This is a genomic window from Aeromonas sp. 25-248 (genome assembly GCF_053005425.1).
Window position 1 is genome coordinate 66,768 of sequence record NZ_JBRKTB010000011.1, and the last position, 16,715, is coordinate 83,482.

13 protein-coding genes are annotated in these 16,715 nt (G+C 62.1%); 6 read left to right on the forward strand and 7 right to left on the reverse strand.

The genetic code is table 11. The annotated features are described in order from the left end of the window. Positions 1 to 157: 157 nt before the first annotated feature. Entirely contained in the window at positions 158 to 1,360 is a 1,203-nt protein-coding gene (cgtA, locus tag ACVDHI_RS15300; protein ID WP_010673200.1) for an Obg family GTPase CgtA, read from the forward strand. A 367-nt stretch (positions 1,361 to 1,727) separates the two neighbouring features. After that, positions 1,728 to 3,098, forward strand: coding sequence for a YjiH family protein (locus ACVDHI_RS15305; protein WP_447212243.1), 1,371 nt, complete (start codon positions 1,728 to 1,730; stop codon positions 3,096 to 3,098). A 70-nt stretch (positions 3,099 to 3,168) separates the two neighbouring features. On the opposite strand, the gene ACVDHI_RS15310 is transcribed toward ACVDHI_RS15305, so the two are convergent. Next, entirely contained in the window at positions 3,169 to 6,054 is a 2,886-nt protein-coding gene (locus ACVDHI_RS15310; RefSeq protein WP_324062740.1) for an HD domain-containing phosphohydrolase, read from the reverse strand. Positions 6,055 to 6,270: 216 nt separating this feature from the next. On the opposite strand from ACVDHI_RS15310, the gene ACVDHI_RS15315 reads away from it, so the two are divergent. Together ACVDHI_RS15315 and ACVDHI_RS15320 are read left to right on the forward strand one after the other, a co-directional pair. After that, on the forward strand, positions 6,271 to 7,260 hold the full coding sequence (locus ACVDHI_RS15315) for a luciferase-like monooxygenase (protein WP_010673203.1): 990 nt from the start codon (positions 6,271 to 6,273) through the stop codon (positions 7,258 to 7,260). 184 nt (positions 7,261 to 7,444) lie between these two features. Further along, positions 7,445 to 7,930, forward strand: a complete 486-nt coding sequence (locus tag ACVDHI_RS15320) for a 2TM domain-containing protein (protein WP_041211140.1) — start codon at positions 7,445 to 7,447, stop codon at positions 7,928 to 7,930. A 126-nt stretch (positions 7,931 to 8,056) separates the two neighbouring features. Here the strand turns inward: ACVDHI_RS15320 and ACVDHI_RS15325 are convergent, their stop codons facing one another. From ACVDHI_RS15325 to lptD, 6 genes are read right to left on the reverse strand one after another with little or no spacing between them, the layout of a single operon-like run. Further along, positions 8,057 to 8,878, reverse strand: a complete 822-nt coding sequence (locus tag ACVDHI_RS15325) for a symmetrical bis(5'-nucleosyl)-tetraphosphatase (protein WP_039040022.1) — start codon at positions 8,876 to 8,878, stop codon at positions 8,057 to 8,059. 6 nt (positions 8,879 to 8,884) lie between these two features. Further along, on the reverse strand, positions 8,885 to 9,247 hold the full coding sequence (gene apaG / locus ACVDHI_RS15330; protein ID WP_010673206.1) for a Co2+/Mg2+ efflux protein ApaG: 363 nt from the start codon (positions 9,245 to 9,247) through the stop codon (positions 8,885 to 8,887). 4 nt (positions 9,248 to 9,251) lie between these two features. Continuing rightward, positions 9,252 to 10,064: a 16S rRNA (adenine(1518)-N(6)/adenine(1519)-N(6))-dimethyltransferase RsmA gene (gene rsmA, locus ACVDHI_RS15335; protein WP_010673207.1), complete on the reverse strand. Its 813-nt coding sequence runs from the start codon at positions 10,062 to 10,064 to the stop codon at positions 9,252 to 9,254. Beyond that, entirely contained in the window at positions 10,054 to 11,049 is a 996-nt protein-coding gene (gene pdxA / locus ACVDHI_RS15340) for a 4-hydroxythreonine-4-phosphate dehydrogenase PdxA (protein WP_447212254.1), read from the reverse strand. Before pdxA ends, rsmA begins: the two co-directional genes overlap by 11 nt. 50 nt (positions 11,050 to 11,099) lie before the next feature. Continuing rightward, entirely contained in the window at positions 11,100 to 12,392 is a 1,293-nt protein-coding gene (gene surA / locus ACVDHI_RS15345; protein ID WP_010673209.1) for a peptidylprolyl isomerase SurA, read from the reverse strand. A gap of 30 nt (positions 12,393 to 12,422) precedes the next feature. Next, on the reverse strand, positions 12,423 to 14,855 hold the full coding sequence (lptD, locus tag ACVDHI_RS15350) for an LPS assembly protein LptD (protein ID WP_045523771.1): 2,433 nt from the start codon (positions 14,853 to 14,855) through the stop codon (positions 12,423 to 12,425). Positions 14,856 to 15,029: 174 nt separating this feature from the next. Here lptD and ACVDHI_RS15355 point away from each other — a divergent pair, with 174 nt between their 5' ends. After that, positions 15,030 to 16,040, forward strand: coding sequence for an aminoglycoside phosphotransferase family protein (locus ACVDHI_RS15355; protein ID WP_447212244.1), 1,011 nt, complete (start codon positions 15,030 to 15,032; stop codon positions 16,038 to 16,040). After that, positions 16,037 to 16,705, forward strand: coding sequence for an N-acetylmuramate alpha-1-phosphate uridylyltransferase MurU (gene murU / locus ACVDHI_RS15360; RefSeq protein WP_447212245.1), 669 nt, complete (start codon positions 16,037 to 16,039; stop codon positions 16,703 to 16,705). The genes ACVDHI_RS15355 and murU overlap by 4 nt, the downstream gene beginning before the upstream one ends. Positions 16,706 to 16,715: the final 10 nt, after the last annotated feature.

Consider the following 16,715-nt stretch of genomic DNA (forward strand, 5'->3'; position numbering starts at 1 on the left):
CCTGGCGGGGCTTTTGTTTTTCTGATGAGTTTGACGAAAAAACGGCACGCGGATGAGCCGGCGCTGACAGCCCTCATCGGCCAGATGCGCCTCGCCCGAAGGGGCCCGTATCACTATAATTGCGTATCGGTTTTTCGAATTAAGGTGACGGTTACCTATGAAGTTTGTTGATGAAGTCCAGATTCGAGTCGATGCCGGTGACGGTGGTAACGGTTGTGTGAGCTTTCGCCGAGAGAAGTACATCCCGAACGGCGGCCCGGACGGCGGTGACGGCGGTGATGGTGGCGACGTGTATCTGGTGGCCGATGAAAACCTGAACACCCTGATCGACTACCGTTTCGAGCGCTTCCACGCCGCCGAGCGTGGCGAGAACGGCCAGAGTGCCAACTGTACCGGTCGTCGCGGCAAGGACAAGATCCTGCGCGTGCCGGTGGGAACCCGTGCCACCGATGAAGACACCGGCGAACTGCTGGGGGATTTGACCAGTCACGATCAGAAGCTGCTGGTTGCCAAGGGCGGCTTCCACGGCCTTGGCAACACCCGCTTCAAGAGCTCGGTCAACCGGGCGCCGCGCCAGAAGAGCAACGGCACCCCGGGTGAAGTGCGTACCCTGAGGCTGGAGCTGCTGCTGCTGGCGGATGTCGGCATGCTGGGTCTGCCCAACGCAGGCAAGTCCACCTTCATTCGCGCCGTTTCTGCGGCCCGTCCGAAAGTGGCAGACTACCCCTTCACCACCCTGGTACCGAACCTGGGTGTGGTACGCGGTGAGAACTCCCGCTCCTTCGTCATTGCAGACATTCCCGGCCTCATCGAAGGGGCTGCCGAGGGTGCAGGCCTGGGGATCCGCTTCCTCAAGCACCTGGAGCGTTGCCGCGTCCTGATCCACCTGGTGGATATCTGCCCGGTGGATGGCTCCGATCCTGCCGAGAACGCCGTGACCATCGTCCGGGAGCTGGAAAAATACAGTCCCGAGCTGGCGGGCAAGCCGCGCTGGCTGGTGTTCAACAAGATGGACCTGATCCTGGAAGAAGAGGCTCAGGAAGTGATGGACAGAGTCAAGGCAGCCCTCAACCACGAAGGTCCGGTCTACGCCATTACCGCCATCAGCAAGGAAGGCACCAAGAAGGTGTGCTACGACATCCTGGATCTGCTGGACACCATGCCTCGTCAGCTGGCGGAGGATGCCAGAGACGCCATCGAGAAGGTGGAGTTCAAGTGGGACGACTACCACAAGAACCAGCTTGCCAAGGCGGAAGCCGATGCCCTGGCGGCGTCCAAGGCCTTCGATGATGGCCTGGACGATGACGACTGGGACGATGAGGACGACGACGGCGTCGAAGTCATTTACGTTCGCGATTGAGCATCATGTTCGTGACAAGACCGGAGCCAGACAGGCTCCGGTTTTTTTTATGGGAGGATCGACGGGATCACCCTATAGATATATTTTTCATGTCTCTTATTGCCTGGCAGTGGCTGCGGATTATACTGCGCACCTGAATGTAACCTGTGTGAAACATTATGCTAACCATTCAAATTGAATCGATATGCATGACTGTTTTGGTTTGTTCTTATGGATGGTTCGCCTGATAAAATATTTATGCTTGAAATGATCAATTAACGGCTTGTTTGTGCAGTTTTTTGGGTTATTCTTGCGCCCGTTTTCCGGGCGAGGGCATGAGTATGCAGGCGGCCCGGCTGAAGGAAAAGTCACATTTAAGGCTGTTTATATGTTGGAAAAGACCCTGGAAGCACCGGCAATCCGTACTCGCCGCAACGTGCTGATGTTTTTGATCCCGTCACTGATCGGGATCCTGCTGTTCATGACCCCGGTCATCTATGACGGCAATGTCACCATTCCCGTCGCCGTGCTGGCGAAGCTGGTTCAAACGGTGTTTGCCGATCATCTGGTGGCCATGGTCAGCGCCATCATCACCACCACCATGCTGATGACCCTGATCGCCTGGCTGTTCAAACCGGCGATCCTGGTAAAACGCCCCTTCCTCAACAGCCTGTTCAACGTCTCCCCCTTCTGGGCGTGCGTGCGGGTGCTGGGCGGGGTCTTCGTGCTGTTGACCTTCTTTGAAGCCGGTCCCGAGATGCTGCGCTCAGGGGCGACCGGCGGCCTGGTGCTGCATGATCTGTTGCCGGTACTGTTCTCCGTCTTCATCTTTGCGGGCCTGCTGCTGCCCTTGCTGCTGGATTTCGGTCTGCTGGAGTTTGTCGGTACCATGATGACCCGCATCATGCGTCCGGTGTTCCGTCTGCCGGGTCGTTCTGCGGTGGACTGCTTCGCCTCCTGGCTCGGTGATGGCAGCGTCGGGATCCTGCTGACCAGCAAGCAGTATGAGGGCAAGTTCTATACCCAGCGGGAAGCGGCCGTCATCGGTACCACCTTCTCCGCCGTCTCCATCACCTTCTGTCTGGTGGTGATCTCCCAGGTGAAGCTGGAGCACATGTTCGTCCCCTTCTACCTGACCGTCTGCCTGGCCGGTGTGGTGGCCGCCATCGTGGTGCCGCGCCTGCCGCCGCTCTCCTGGAAGAAGGATGTCTACAGCGACGGTACTCCCCTGTGCCGCAAGCAGGAGGCCATCCCCCATCAGCACAGCGTACTGAGCTACGGCTACCATCGTGCCCTGACCAAGGCCGAGGGCATGACCGACATGGGGGCAGTGGCACGGGAAGGGGTGAAAAATGCGCTGGACATGATCTTCGGCGTGCTGCCGGTGGTGATGGCCATCGGCACCTGCGCCCTGATGCTGGCGGAGCACACCCCGGTGTTCAACTGGCTGGGGGCCCCCTTCGTACCCTTGCTGGAGCTGCTGCAACTGCCGGAGGCGGAAGCTGCTTCCAAGACCATCATGGTGGGCTTCGCCGACATGTTCATCCCGGCGGTGCTGGCCTCCACTATCGAGAGCGACATCACCCGCTTCGTGATCGCCGCCATGTCGGTCACCCAGCTCATCTACATGTCGGAAGTGGGCGCTCTGTTGCTGGGCAGCAAGATCCCGGTCAAGTTGTGGGAGCTGTTCGTCATCTTCCTGCTGCGCACCCTGGTCACCCTGCCGGTGATTGCCGGTGTGGCGCACCTGCTGTTCTAAGGGGCGAAGTGGAACGAAAAACGGTCAACCTGGGTTGACCGTTTTTTTATGGGCGAGTGCCAGCGGAAGGTCAGTGTGATCCTGCCAGCAGGGCCTGGCATTCGACCTCGTCCAACTGCTCGGGGGCGAGGAAGCGTATGGCGTAGTCCCGCCAGATGCCGCTCTCGATGAAGAGGGCAAACAGGGCCGGGTCTATGTGCTGTTCCTGCACCATCTTCACCATGATGGCCAGGGACTGGGAGACCGTTTTGCCAGACTTGTAGGGGCGATCGCTCGCCGTCAGCGCCTCGAAGATGTCTGCAATGGCCATGATGCGGGCGGGAATGCTCATCTGCCCCCCTTGCAACTGGCGCGGATAGCCCGTGCCGTCCATCCGCTCGTGATGGCCCCCCGCAATCTCCGGCACCTTGCGCAAATGGCGGGGGAAGGGAAGCTTCTCCAGCATGCGTATGGTCTGGATGATGTGATCGTTGATCTTGTAGCGCTCCTCTTCGGTGAGGGTGCCACGGCCGATGGCGAGATTGTAGCGCTCCCCCCGGTTGTAGAGGTGGGTGGGCACCCGCACCTTGAAGCCCCATGGGTTGTGTCGGGCGAGATTGTCGTGCTCGGGGCGAGGGATGAGATGGACCGCCTTGTCGGCGAGCAGCGACTCGCGGCAGGGGAGGGGAGAGGGGGCCTCCTGGTGGCGCTTGCGCTCCTCCTGACTGATGCCGAGCCGATCGTCCAGAGTGCGCAACCAGGTGCGGCTGGCAATGGCATCCAGCCTGGCGAGCTTCTCCGGCGCCATCCACTCGCCCCCCAGATTGCACTCGGCCACGAAGGCGAACTCCTGATCCAGGGTGTGCCAGAGGGGGGTTACAGCCTCGAGGGCGGCCTGCTGCCTGGATGGGGGCAGCAGGGCGCAGAGTGCCTCGATGTGGGCATCCCGCTTGAGCACCTCGAAGCGAGTGCGGATCTCGTGGATCCTGTCGTAAATGGTCTCGAGTTTGGTCGCCTTGTCCACCACGAACTCCGGGGTGGTGACCTTGCCGCAGTCGTGCAGCCAGCTCGCGATATGGATGGCCTCCCACTCCTCTTCGTTGAGCCGGAAATCGGCAAAGGGCCCCGTCTGCTGTGCGCAGGCAGCCTGGGTCAGCATCCTGGCCAGTTCCGGCACCCGCTGGCAGTGGCCGCCGGTGTAGGGGCTCTTGGCATCGATGGCACCGGCGATGAGCTCGATGAAGGCTTCCAGCAGCTGCTTCTGCTCCTCCAGCAGGCGCTGGTTTTCGATGGCGGAGGAGGAGGTGCCCGCCAGCGCCTCGATGAGGCTGATGCGCGAGGCCAGTTCGCGGGCCGAGCAGTCTGGCAGGATCAGCAGCAGGCAGCCGATCAGCTCCTGACGGTGGTTGTGAAGGGGTTCGACCAGCAGTTGGCAGGCGCCGGGGAAGGGGCCCCAGTCGCTGAGGTAGCGGGCCCACTGTGCCTCGTCGAGGGGCAGGCAGAGGCGCTCCGTGTGGTAGAGACCGCCGAGCAGCGCCGCCTGCCACTGTACCTGTTCGCACGCCAGCGGCTGCCCCTGCCAGATGGCGTGAACGGCCTGCATCTCGCTCTCCTGGGCCAGGAAGAGGCAGCCGCCCTCGGCCTGGGCAGCCGCCACCGTCTCGTGCAGGATGCGGCTGAGCAATGAATCGAAGCGATGCTCTGCCGCCAGCGCCCGGCCCATGTTCATGAAATTGCCGAGGGTCAGGCGCATGCTGGACATGGCGCGGGCGAGGTCGTCAATTTCGCGGATCGCCGAATCCGGCCCCGGGCTTTCGCCAAAGTCGAAGTGCTGGATCCGCTCAGCCTCCCCGGTCAATACCAGCAAGGGGGCGGCAGTACGCCGGGCAGCCAGCCAGATGACGGGCAGCAGGAGCAGCAGACCGGCAAGGGCCCAGGCGAGATTGTGCAGCGCATCCTGGCGCGCCGGGGCGGTGAGCACCTCGGTGGGCACCAAGAGGGCGAGATAAAACGGGGACTCTTCCCCGAGGGAGGAGAGGTTGACCAGCCACTCCTGACCCTGAACCGTTGCCAGGGTCAGCTCGGCGGGGTGATGCAGCAGGGCAGGCCGCGCGGCCATCTCCTGTTGCAGCCTGGTGAGAATGGGGTGATTGAGGGCCGACAGCATGGGCAGGCGGCTCAGTTGCTCGAAGCTTGGGAGGCGCTCGGGATCCGTGGCCAGCAGGGTCCCGACCTCGTCAAACAGCACCAGCTGGCTGTGACCGGGCAGGGGCAACTCGCCGATGAGGGAAGAGAGTCCCTCCACGCCCGCATCGAGCCCGATCACTGCCCGGCGATCGTCGCTCTCCACCGCCAGTGTCATGCCTGGCTCCCGGGTAGTGAAGAAGAGGTAGGGGTGGGTCACTATGATGCCCGTGCTCCAGCGCGCCTCCTTGTACCAGCCCCGATCTCGCGGATCGAAACGGTAGTCCGGCATGGGGCGCCGCTCCAGCAGCCGCAGCCGCTGGTCGAAATAGAGGAACTCTCCCTGTCCCTGATGCAGGCTCTGGACCAGCAGGCGGCTCTCGGGCGGAGGCGCCTCCAGCGCCCCTCTCGCTCGTTCGGTCAGCTTGCGAACCAGAAAGAAATCGCCGTCCTCGTAACCGGCATAGATGGCGCCGTAACTGGTACTGTTGGCCAGTACTTCCGCCAGCTGGGGCAGGAAGGCGAGCCGCGTCTCGAGGTCTGTCATGGCGGACAGCTGGCCGCTGCGCAGCAGATTCAGGGACATGCGGGCTGGTCGCTGGTTCAGCTTGATGGCGAGGGCAAGCTGCTCCCGGTATTGCTTGAAGCTCTGACGTTCGTGCTCCAGCCCCTGCTGCATGCCCTGCTGGAACTGCAGCACGATGAGGGCGCCCCCCAGCAAGGAGAAGAGCAGGATGAAAAGGGTGGCAATGTGTACGTAAAAGGGTCTGCGACTGAGACTTGCGTTTGTCATGGACGGATCCTTGTCCCCTGGCGATCGCCGTATTGGTCACCTAACAGTGTGCTTGCTGGATGACAAAAAGCCTAGGACTCGATCTTGCGCTCTTCGGCCCGAAATCAACAGCCGGCCTTCGCGCTGCCCCCTTGCCCTGTGGTGAGATGATTCGTTCAGATATCTCGTGCTACATTGCTCCCCTGATAAACGCCCTGTGAACCAATGGAGTGTCCCATGTCTGTCGTCCCCTATTCCGTGCTGGATCTGGTGCCCGTGCCCGAAGGTGGTCTACCGGCCGAGTCGTTTCGCCACTCGCTGGATCTGGCTCGCCATGCGGAGCGCTGGGGCTACCACCGCTACTGGCTGGCGGAGCACCACAACATGCCGGGCATTGCCAGCGCCGCCACAGCGGTGCTGATTGGCCACCTGGCCGGGGGCACCACGACGTTGCGGCTCGGGGCTGGCGGCATCATGTTGCCGAACCACTCCCCCCTGGTCATTGCGGAGCAGTTCGGCACGCTGAGTTCCCTCTATCCGGATCGCATCGATCTCGGCCTGGGCCGCGCCCCTGGCAGCGATCAGCGCACCATGCAGGCGCTGCGCCGCCAGCGCAGCGGCGAGGTGGATGACTTCCCGGCGGATGTGCGCGAACTGATGAGTTATTTTGGCGACGAGGTCGGTGCCGTGCAGGCGGTGCCGGGTCAGGGACTCCATGTGCCCATCTGGCTGCTGGGCTCCAGCCTCTACAGTGCCCAACTGGCAGCGGCCATGGGGTTGCCGTTCGGCTTTGCTTCCCACTTCGCTCCCGCCATGTTGCTGCAGGCGCTGGAGATCTACCGTACCCAATACCGTCCCTCTGCCCGCTGGCCCAAACCCCATGCGGTGGTGTGCGTCAATCTGATCGCCGCCGACACCGATCGTGAGGCCCGCTTCCTGTTCACCACCCTGCAGCAGCAGTTCCTGCGTCTCTACCGGGGGGATGCCGGCAAGCTGCCACTGCCGGTGCAGACGCTGGGGGATGAGTGGTCTCCCCGCGAATTGATGGCGATGGAGCAGACCCTGGCTCGCTCCCTGGTGGGGGAGCCGGATCGGGTACGCCACGGCCTCAAGGCTCTGCTGGCAGAGACCGGAGCGGACGAGCTGATGTTCAACGGCCCCATCGTCGATCATCAGGCGCGCCTGCGCTCCTTCGAGATTGGTGCCGAGCTGATGCAGGGGTTGTAAGCCCCCGTGACGCCTGGCCGCCAGCGGCACGCCAAGCCTGGTTGCTCGGGGCGCAAGAGCCACGATTGCGTGGTAGTAAGATTTTGATTTTTAAAGGAAGTCAGGTGAGTGTCGGCCATCTGTCGTGTCGCCTCTCATCCCCTTTCCCTATGCTGGCCCTGTCAATCACCACAAGGAGCGCAAGATGATCGTCAGGAAGTTGAGATTGCAACGGGGATGGTCCCAGGAACAGCTGGCGACCCTCACAGGCCTGAGCGTTCGCACCATTCAGCGAATAGAGCAGGGCCAGCAACCCGGACTGGAATCCCTCAAGGCCCTGGCCGCCGTCTTCGAGCTCGATGTGACCCAACTGCAGGAGAGCGAGATGAAAGGGAATGAGGGCGAAGATCGGGGACGCGTGCAGGTGGCGCGAGATGAGCGGGAGGCGATGAAGTTCGTGGAGGGGCTCAGGGGCTTCTATGGCCACCTCATGAGCTATGTGCTGGTGATAGGGGGGCTGTTTGTCATCAACTACCTGAGCAACCCGGATTATATCTGGGCCTGGTGGCCCATGCTGGGCTGGGGGTTGGGGCTGGCTTCTCACGCCATCAACCTGTTCCAGCCCTTCAAGCTGTTTGGCCCGGAATGGGAGCGGCGCCAGGTCGAGAAACGGCTGGGGCGCAGGCTCTGATCCGCTCATCATGAAAAAACGGGCCCGGCATTGCCGGGCCCGTTCTGTTTTCAGCTCCATTTCGCAGGAGAGGGCATTGCTCTCCTCTCAACGGCGGATCATTCCCATGTTCCGCAAAGAGCCGCTCTACTTGGCATAGGCCGGGCAGGGGGTGGCGATCAGGGCGTCGTCCTCGTAGCGCCACAGGGTGAGGCTGTTGCCCCAGACGCACCCGGTGTCGAGTCCCTTGATATCGGATTTGCCGGTGTTGCCCATCAGGGCCGCCCAGTGGCCGAAGACCAGGATGGGGTCATCCACATGGTGCTCGCGCTGCTCGAACCAGGGGCGCAGGCCCGGGGTCGATTCGGTGGGGCCCTTCTTGCATTTGAAGTCGAGGCGCCCGTCGAAGTAGCAAAAGCGCATCCGGGTGAAGCTGTTGATGATGTAGCGGTAACGCTCTATGCCCAGCAGGTTGTCGTTCCAGCTGTCGGGCTGATCGCCATACATGTTGTGCAGCAGCCAGCTGTACTGATCCCCGCGCAGCAGGCTCTCCACCTCCCGGGCACAACTGCGGGCGGTGTGGGCGTCCCAGGCGGGGGAGAGGCCCGCATGCACCATCATGATGGGCAGGTCGGGGTGTTCTGCCAGCAGGGGACGGTGACGCAGCCACTCCAGCAGCTCGTCCCGATCCGGCGCCTCCATCAGCGCCTGCAGCTTGTCTTTCTTCTTGAGCGGGGCGACTCCGTGGGCCACCGCCAGCAGATGCAGGTCGTGGTTGCCGAGCACGGTGACGGCCTGCTGCCCCAGTGATTTGACGAAACGCAGGGTGTTGAGGGAGTCCGGCCCCCGGGCGACGAGATCGCCGCACAGCCAGAGCGTGTCGTTATCGAAGTCGAACTCGGCAAGATCCAGCAGACGGCGCAAATCGTCGTAGCAGCCCTGGATATCACCGACGAAACAGTTCGCCATGAAACCTCAGTTGATTATGTTGGGGACGGCCAGCGTGAAGGGGGCGATGGGGGCTTCGAATTGTTGCCCCGATTCATCCTGCAGGATGTAGCTGCCTTCCATCACGCCAAGCGGTGTGGCGAGGGGAACGCCACTCTGGTAGGAAAAGGTCTCGCCGGGGGCGATCAGGGGTTGTTCACCGACCACGCCGGGACCTTCCACTTCCAGCATCTTGCCATTGGCATCCGTAATGAGCCAGCGTCGATGCAGCAGTTGCACCGTGCCCGGACCCAGGTTCTCAATCTCGATGCGATAGAGAAAATGGTAGGGATCTGCGGTTCCCGCCACATAGCTGGGGTGGGGGCGGACCACTATCCGGGCTTGGGTCATGGGATCAGGCCTGTTGCTGGTCGGCCAGCCAGTTGGCGATCGTGACGAACTGCTCGAGGGAGAGATTCTCCGGGCGCAGGTTGCCATCGATGCCAAGCTCGGTCAGCTGGGCGTCGGTGATGAAGTTGGAGAAGCTGTTGCGAATGGTCTTGCGACGCTGGCCGAAGCCTTCAGTGCAGACCCGGTTCAGGCAACGAATGTCTTTCGCGACGATAGTCGGGTTCTTGTGCGGGATCAGACGCACCACGGCGGAATCCACCTTCGGCGCCGGCTTGAAGGCGCCCGGGCCCACTTCCAGCACCGGCACTACCTGACAGTAGTACTGGGTCATCACGCTCAGACGGCCATAGGCCTTGCTGCCCGGGCCGGCGGCCAGACGCAGCACCACTTCCTTTTGCAGCATGAAGTGCATGTCCTCCACCCGGTCGGCAAATTCGCACAGGTGGAAGATGAGCGGGGTGGAGATGTTGTAGGGCAGGTTGCCGAAGATGCGCAGCGGCCCCTTGCCTTCCCCCATCAGGGTGCTGAAGTCAAAGCGCATGGCATCGGCTTCGATGACGGTCAGCTTCTCTTTCAGGGTGGGGTGTTCGCGCAGACGTGCCGCCAGATCCCGGTCCAGCTCGACCACGGTCATCTTGTCCATCTGGGCGGCGACCGGCTCGGTGAGCGCGGCCAGACCCGGGCCAATCTCCACCAGATTCTGACCCGGTTGCGGGTTGATGGCGGCCACTATCTGGTCGATCACATACCGGTCGTGCAAGAAGTTCTGACCGAAACGCTTACGGGCCGTGTGGCCCATGTGCACCTTACTGCTCATATCTTTTTTTCTCTACCATCTGGATGGCGTGGTTGATCGCGGTGGTGAGGCTGCCGGGGTCTGCCAGGTTCTTGCCTGCCAGATCCAGCGCGGTGCCGTGGTCCACCGAGGTACGGATGAAGGGAAGTCCGAGGGTGATGTTGACCGAGTTGCCAAAGCCCTTGTACTTGAGCACGGGCAGCCCCTGATCGTGGTACATGGCGAGTACCGCATCCGCATCCTTGAGGTATTTGTCCTGGAACAGGGTATCGGCCGGCAGCGGGCCGACCAGATCGATCCCTTCCTGGCGCAGGGCGGCCAGGGCGGGTTCGATGACATCAATCTCTTCACGGCCCAGGTGACCCCCTTCCCCGGCATGGGGATTGAGGCCGCAGACATAGATCCGGGGCTGTTCGATGCCGAATTTGCGCTTGAGATCCGCATCCAGGATGCGGATCACCTTGCCAAGGCGATCCTCGGTGATGGCCTTGGCCACATAGGCAAGGGGAATATGGGTGGTCGCGAGGGCCACTCTCAGCCCTTCGGTGGCCAGCAGCATCACCACATCGGCGGTGTCGGACTGCTGGGCGAAGAACTCGGTGTGACCGCTGAACGAGACGCCCGCCTGGTTGATGATCCCCTTGTGCACCGGCCCGGTCACCACGGCGGCAAATTCGCCGCTCAGGTTGCCGTCGCAGGCGCGCTGCAAGGTAGCCAGCACATAGGCGCCGTTGCCCTCATCCAGCTTGCCTGGCACCACGGGGGCGCCGAGCTGCACGGGGCAGACGGTCAGAGTCCCCGCCCGCTGCGGACGGGTGGGGGCGCTTTCGTCATAGGGTTCAAGCTCGACGGACAGCCCCAGCAGGGCGGCCCGTTCGCGCAACAGGGCGGGATCGGCGATCACAACCAGCTGATGGGGCCAGGCCCGCTGGGCAATCTGCAGGACCAGATCCGGGCCTATGCCAGCCGGTTCACCCGGGGTGATGGCAAGCCGGTGGCAGCTCAGCTGTGCCTCGGCGTGCCCTGGATGCGCCTTGTTCATCTGCTTGTCGCCCATCAATTGGGTTCGATCTGGATGTAGGCTTCGTCGCGCAGCTCATCCAGCCAGGCCTGGGACTCTTCGGCGAAGCGGCGGTTGAAGATGAGCTGGTAGGCGCGTTGCTCCTGGGCCTTGCCGGTGGCGTCCTGGCTGCGGCGATCCTCGAGCTGCACGATGTGCCAGCCGTGGCTGGTGCGGAAGGGTTCGCTGATCTGGCCCGGTTGCAGGCGCCCCAGCATGTCGCGGAATTCCGGCACATAGACGTTGGGATCAGACCAGCCCAGCTCACCACCCTGCACCGCAGAGCCCGGATCCTCGGAGTATTTCTCTGCCATGCTGGCAAAGCTGGCCTTGCCGCTCTTGATGTCGTGCAGGATGCCGTCCAGGGTGCCCTTGGCCTTCTCCTCGCTCAGGATGATGGAGGGCTTGATCAGGATGTGGCGCGCCTTGACCTCGGTCTGCATGACCTGTTGCTGACCCTTGGTGTCGAAGATCTTGATGATGTGCAGACCGGCGCCGGAGCGCAGCGGGCCGACGATGTCACCCTTGCCGGCCCCTTGCACGGCTTCCGCCATCAGGGTGGGCATCTCCTGCGGGCTCAACCAGCCCCAGTCACCCCCTTCCAGCGCCTTGGGACCGTTACTCTCGGCAATGGCCAGCTTGCGGAAGTCGGCCCCCTCTTTCAGGGACGCCAGAATGCGCTCGATCTTGGCCTTGGCAGCGTTGAGCTGCTCGGCATTCGGGTTGTCCGGCAGCGCGACCTGGATATGGCCGATATGATATGACGTCTGCTGCTGGCCCTGTTTGCTCAGGGCCTCGACCACCTGTTTGACCTCCTGATCGGAGATGTTGATGCGACGGCGGACCTGGCTGCGGCGCACCTCGTTCATCAGGATCTCGCGGCGCACCTCCTCACGGTACTGGGCGTAGGTCAGGCCTTCCCGCTCCAGCTGGGCGCGCAGTTGCTCCAGGTTCATCTTGTTGTCGGCGGCGATGCTCTGAATGGCCTGTTCCAGCTGGGTGTCACTGATCTTGAGCCCCTGGCGCTCCGCCAGTTGCAGTTGCAGGCTCTCCTGGATCAGCCGATCCAGCGCCTGCTTGCGCAGGGTGACGTCATCGGGCAGGGACTGGCCGCTCTCCTGGGCGGAGGCCTTGACCTTTTGCACCAGGGCCTCCTGCTGACTGGCCAGCACCACATCCTTGTTGACCACGGCAAGCACCTTGTCCATCAGCTCGGGGGCGGCGAGGGCACCCTGGCTCATGACTCCGAACAGGCCTGCGGTCAGCAGGGAAATCAACGTCTTCTTCATATCCATCTCTCAAGGCGTTTGCCAGACCGGTTACTGGTCTCGCAGGTTAAACGGACGAATGTAAGGCAGTGCTTCGGTGTCCAGGGAAGTGCCCTTGGAGCCGGTACCCACGCTACCCAATCCTTTCATTTCAAATTGAATGCCGAGGCTGCGCTCGGACGTCGGGGTCAGGTTCACGTTGTCTGGCGTGTTGACCCATTCCAGGTTGAAGTTGATGCTCCAGCAGCAGGAGTCGTATTTCAGACCCACCTTGCGGTCCACTTTGACGTTCTGGTTGAGCTCCTGATAGTAGCCGCCATAAAGGTGCCAGCGATCGTCCAGCGGGGTGGTCAGCAGCAGGCCGATCTGGTTGAGATCCGTCACCTGGCCCTTGTGGTCGAGGTCGTAGTTGGCATCCCGCACGAAGCGGTGGTTCAACTGGCTGATCAACTTCTCGTGACGGTATTCCAGGGCGCTGTTGGCAGAGCTTATCTGGCGCTGTTCCATATCATATTGTGCCCCCGCATGGGCATACCACTGCTCGTTGATCTTGGCGTCACCCTCGAACGACAGCGGGGAGCGGGTATTGGTACTCAGCTCATCGCTGCTGTAAAGCTTGACCCTGGGCGCCACGAAGTCGAAGGCTTGGGCAACGGCCAACCGGATTCGTTCATCCCCGGCCGGATCATAAATGCGGGTGGTGACCCCCAAGGAGAGCCGGTTGGAGTCGCTGATGCGGTCCAGACCGGCGAAGCGGCGATCGCTGAAGAGGCTGTAGTAGTCCTGGCGCATGGTGGTGGAGTCATAGACACCGATGTTGTCCTGATCCTTGTAGGGCACATAGAGGTACTGGAATTCAGGCTCCAGGGTCTGGTTGGCACCCTCGCCAAACCACTGCTGATCCCGCTCGAAGGTCATGCCGCCCTTGAGACGGAACGAGGGCAGTACCCGGGTGATGGTCCCCTCTTCCAGGGTGACGTCGCCGCCCTCTCTCGGGGTGAAACGATTGGTGAAGGTGCTGCTCATCTGGTCAGGCACCGTCTGGTCGTAACGGGTGTACATCAGCTTGTACTGGCTGTCGAGGAAGTAACCCGCCTCGTCAACGAGGGGGATAGTCAGGGTGGGGGCCGTGTAGACCCGGGTGCCGGTGTAGGCTTCACCCTTGTTCTGCTCGATGGCCTGATCGTTGTTGTAGCCGAAGTTGGTCAGCTCGGTATTCCAGGCCAGATCGTACCAGCTGCCCTGCTGGTAGTAGTTGTGGTTGATGCGCGGCATCAGCTCGTGGGGCTGCTGGGCGCTGGCCAGCAGGATCTGGTAGGTCCGTACCTCGGCATCGAGGTTCCAGTTCTGCTGGTAGTAACCCGCCTTCAGGGATTGCTGCAACTGGTTGTCGACCTGGGTCCCCACCTTGGGGGTGAAGTCGTTGAAGTAGTTGTAGTCCTGGTCCCGTACCTTGGTGTAGTCCACCGACACCCGCATGGCGTTGTCCATGAACATGGAGGTGTGGCGGGCACTGAGCAGGTAACGGTGACCGTCAGAGAGATGCTGATTGAGGCTGGCCGTCTCGTCGTACTGCTTGTCGTCCGCCAGGTTCTCGAAGTAGAGGCTCCCCACGTGGGCCGGGTCCGGCATGTAGCGGAACTCGACTTGTTCCATCAGGCCCCGTCTGTCCATGAAGCGGGAGGTGATGGTGGCATCGTAGTTGGGGGCGATGTTCCAGTAGAACGGCTGGGTGATGTCCATACCGTTCTTGGAGCTTTGGGTATAGCCCGGGTAGAGCAGACCGGTCTTGCGCTCATCCTTGATGGGGAAGTTGATATAGGGGAAGTAGAAGACCGGATAGTCATAGAGCCAGAGGCTGGCGTTCCAGGCCTCCCCAAATACCTCGGACTGATCGATGTCGATGCTGCCGGCCTTCAGGGTCCAGGCCTCCTGGCCCGGTGGGCAGGTGGTGTACTGGGCCCCTTCCAGAGTGATGTTCTGGTTGTTGTTGGTCATGGTCACCTTTTCGGCGAAGCCGCGCACCGGTGAGCCATGGACCTGATACTTGCCCTCTTCCAGCTCGGAGTTCTTGGTGTCCAGGTTGGATTTCAGGGTTTTGTCGCTGGTGACCGTGATCTGGCCATCGTTGTAATAGATGTTGCCGATGGCGATGACATCCCGGCTCTTCTGGTCGAGCTGGGCATAGTCGGAGTCGAACTTGCGCACGCCCTGGCGCACCTTGACGTCACCCTCGTAGACGGCGGTACCGCCCTGTTTGGCCTCCAGGCGATCGGCATCCACCTCGACGGGCTGGGCATTGGCGTCCTGGCCCGCACTGGGCTTCTCTATCTTGGGGACATAGTCATAGCAGAGGCTGTCGAGGATCCCGGTAGCGGGTGGCGCATTGAGTGGCGCTGCCTGGGCCATGAGCGGGCTCAGGGCAGGAACAAGGCTGATGGTCAGGGCGATGGGACAGGAGTATCCCAGTGTCCATTTTGTCATGTGAAAGGCTCGCGCAATCCGTAGTAAAAACGGTGGATTCAGGGCATGCATTTTATGTCAGGATCCATCGAGTTGACATTGCATGTCATTGCTTTATGTTAGCCGGCAATGATAAAGCATTATTGCGGCCAGGGCTAACAGCCAAGTGCTGCTTTCCAATTTGGTTCCCGACTCATGCACGATCGCGCTTCCCTGCTTTTGCAATGGGCTCGCCGGATTTCCGGTGACGCCAACCTCTCGTTGACGCTTATTTCCGGTGACGCCAGTTTCCGCCGCTACTTCCGGGGTGGCGGTCTGGTGTGGGTGGATGCTAATCCGAAAACCGAAAAAAATCATGAATTCGTTCGCAATGCGGCCGCCCTGCACGATGCGGGGCTGCTGGCCCCCGAGGTAAAGGGGGTCGACTACGAGCAGGGATTGCTGGCGGTGACGGATCTGGGGGATACCCAGCTTATCGGCTGCCTCAACGAAGAGAGCGTACTGGCCTGGTATGGCAAGGCCATCGCCCTGCTGCCAAGGCTCGGCGCCGTGGCGCTCGAGCTCGAGCCCTTCGATGAGGCCTTCATGGCCCGGGAAAATGCCATCTTCCCCGAGTGGTTGCTGGGCCATCACCTGGGGTTGAGTCTCGATGAGACCGAACGGCAATTGCTGGACGAGATGTTTGCCTGCCTCACCGAGAGCAACCTGGCCCAGCCACAAGGAGTGATGCACCGGGACTTCCACAGCCGCAACCTGATGGTGTGTGGCGGGACGAACCCGAAGGAGAGCGACCTCGCCCTTATCGACTTCCAGGACATGGTCATCGGGCCGCTGAGCTATGACCTGGTCTCCCTGCTCAAAGATTGCTACGTGCGCTGGCCGGATGCGGTGATCGAGCAGGGCATGCGACTTGGCTTCGACACCCTGCAAGGGGCCGGCCTGCTTGGCAATCTGGACTATGCCGCGTTTCGTCGCGCAGCCGATCTCACCGGCATGCAGCGCCACCTCAAGGCGGCGGGGATCTTCACGCGCCTCTATCACCGCGATGGCAAGGCCGGCTACCTCAAGGACATTCCCCGTACCCTGGGCTACGTCGTTGATGTCTGTCGCAGCCATGGCGCCGCCTATCCGGTGCTGGCCCGCTTCGACCAGTGGCTGGAGCAGGTGGTGCTGCCCGGATTGGCGCGCACCGGGGTGACACCATGAAGGCGATGATCCTGGCCGCCGGGCGCGGCGAGCGGATGCGTCCGCTCACCGATCTGCTCCCCAAGCCGCTGCTGGCGGCGGGGGGCAAGCCGCTCATCGTGCACCATATCGAAAAACTCAAGGCAGCCGGCGTGACCACACTTGTCATCAACCACGCCTGGCTCGGACACAAGCTGGTGGCGGCCCTCGGCGATGGCAGTGCGCTCGGGGTATCCATCCACTGGTCGGCCGAAGAGAGCGCGCTCGAGACCGCCGGCGGCATCGTGCAGGCGCTGCCTCTGCTGGGCAGCGAACCCTTTCTGGTGATCAACGGCGATACCTGGCTCGACCTGGATTATCGCGCTCTGGTGAACCAGCCGCTTGGGGAGGATCTCGCCCACCTCTGGCTGGTGCCCAACCCTCCCCAGCATCCGCAAGGGGACTTCTCCCTGCAAGCGGGTCGGGTGCTGGACACCCCGGCCCTCACCTTCAGCGGCGTCGGCCTCTATCACCCCGCCGCCTTTGCCGGCTTGCCCAGCGGGGCGCGCAAGCTGGCCCCCCTGCTGCGCGACTGGATGGCGCAGGGACGGGTGGGTGGCAGCCTGCTGGCAGGCGAGTGGCGCGACATCGGCACAGTGGATCGGCTGCGCGAGCTGGACGAGCAACTGCTCGCCGGCACCCATTAACTTCACGAGG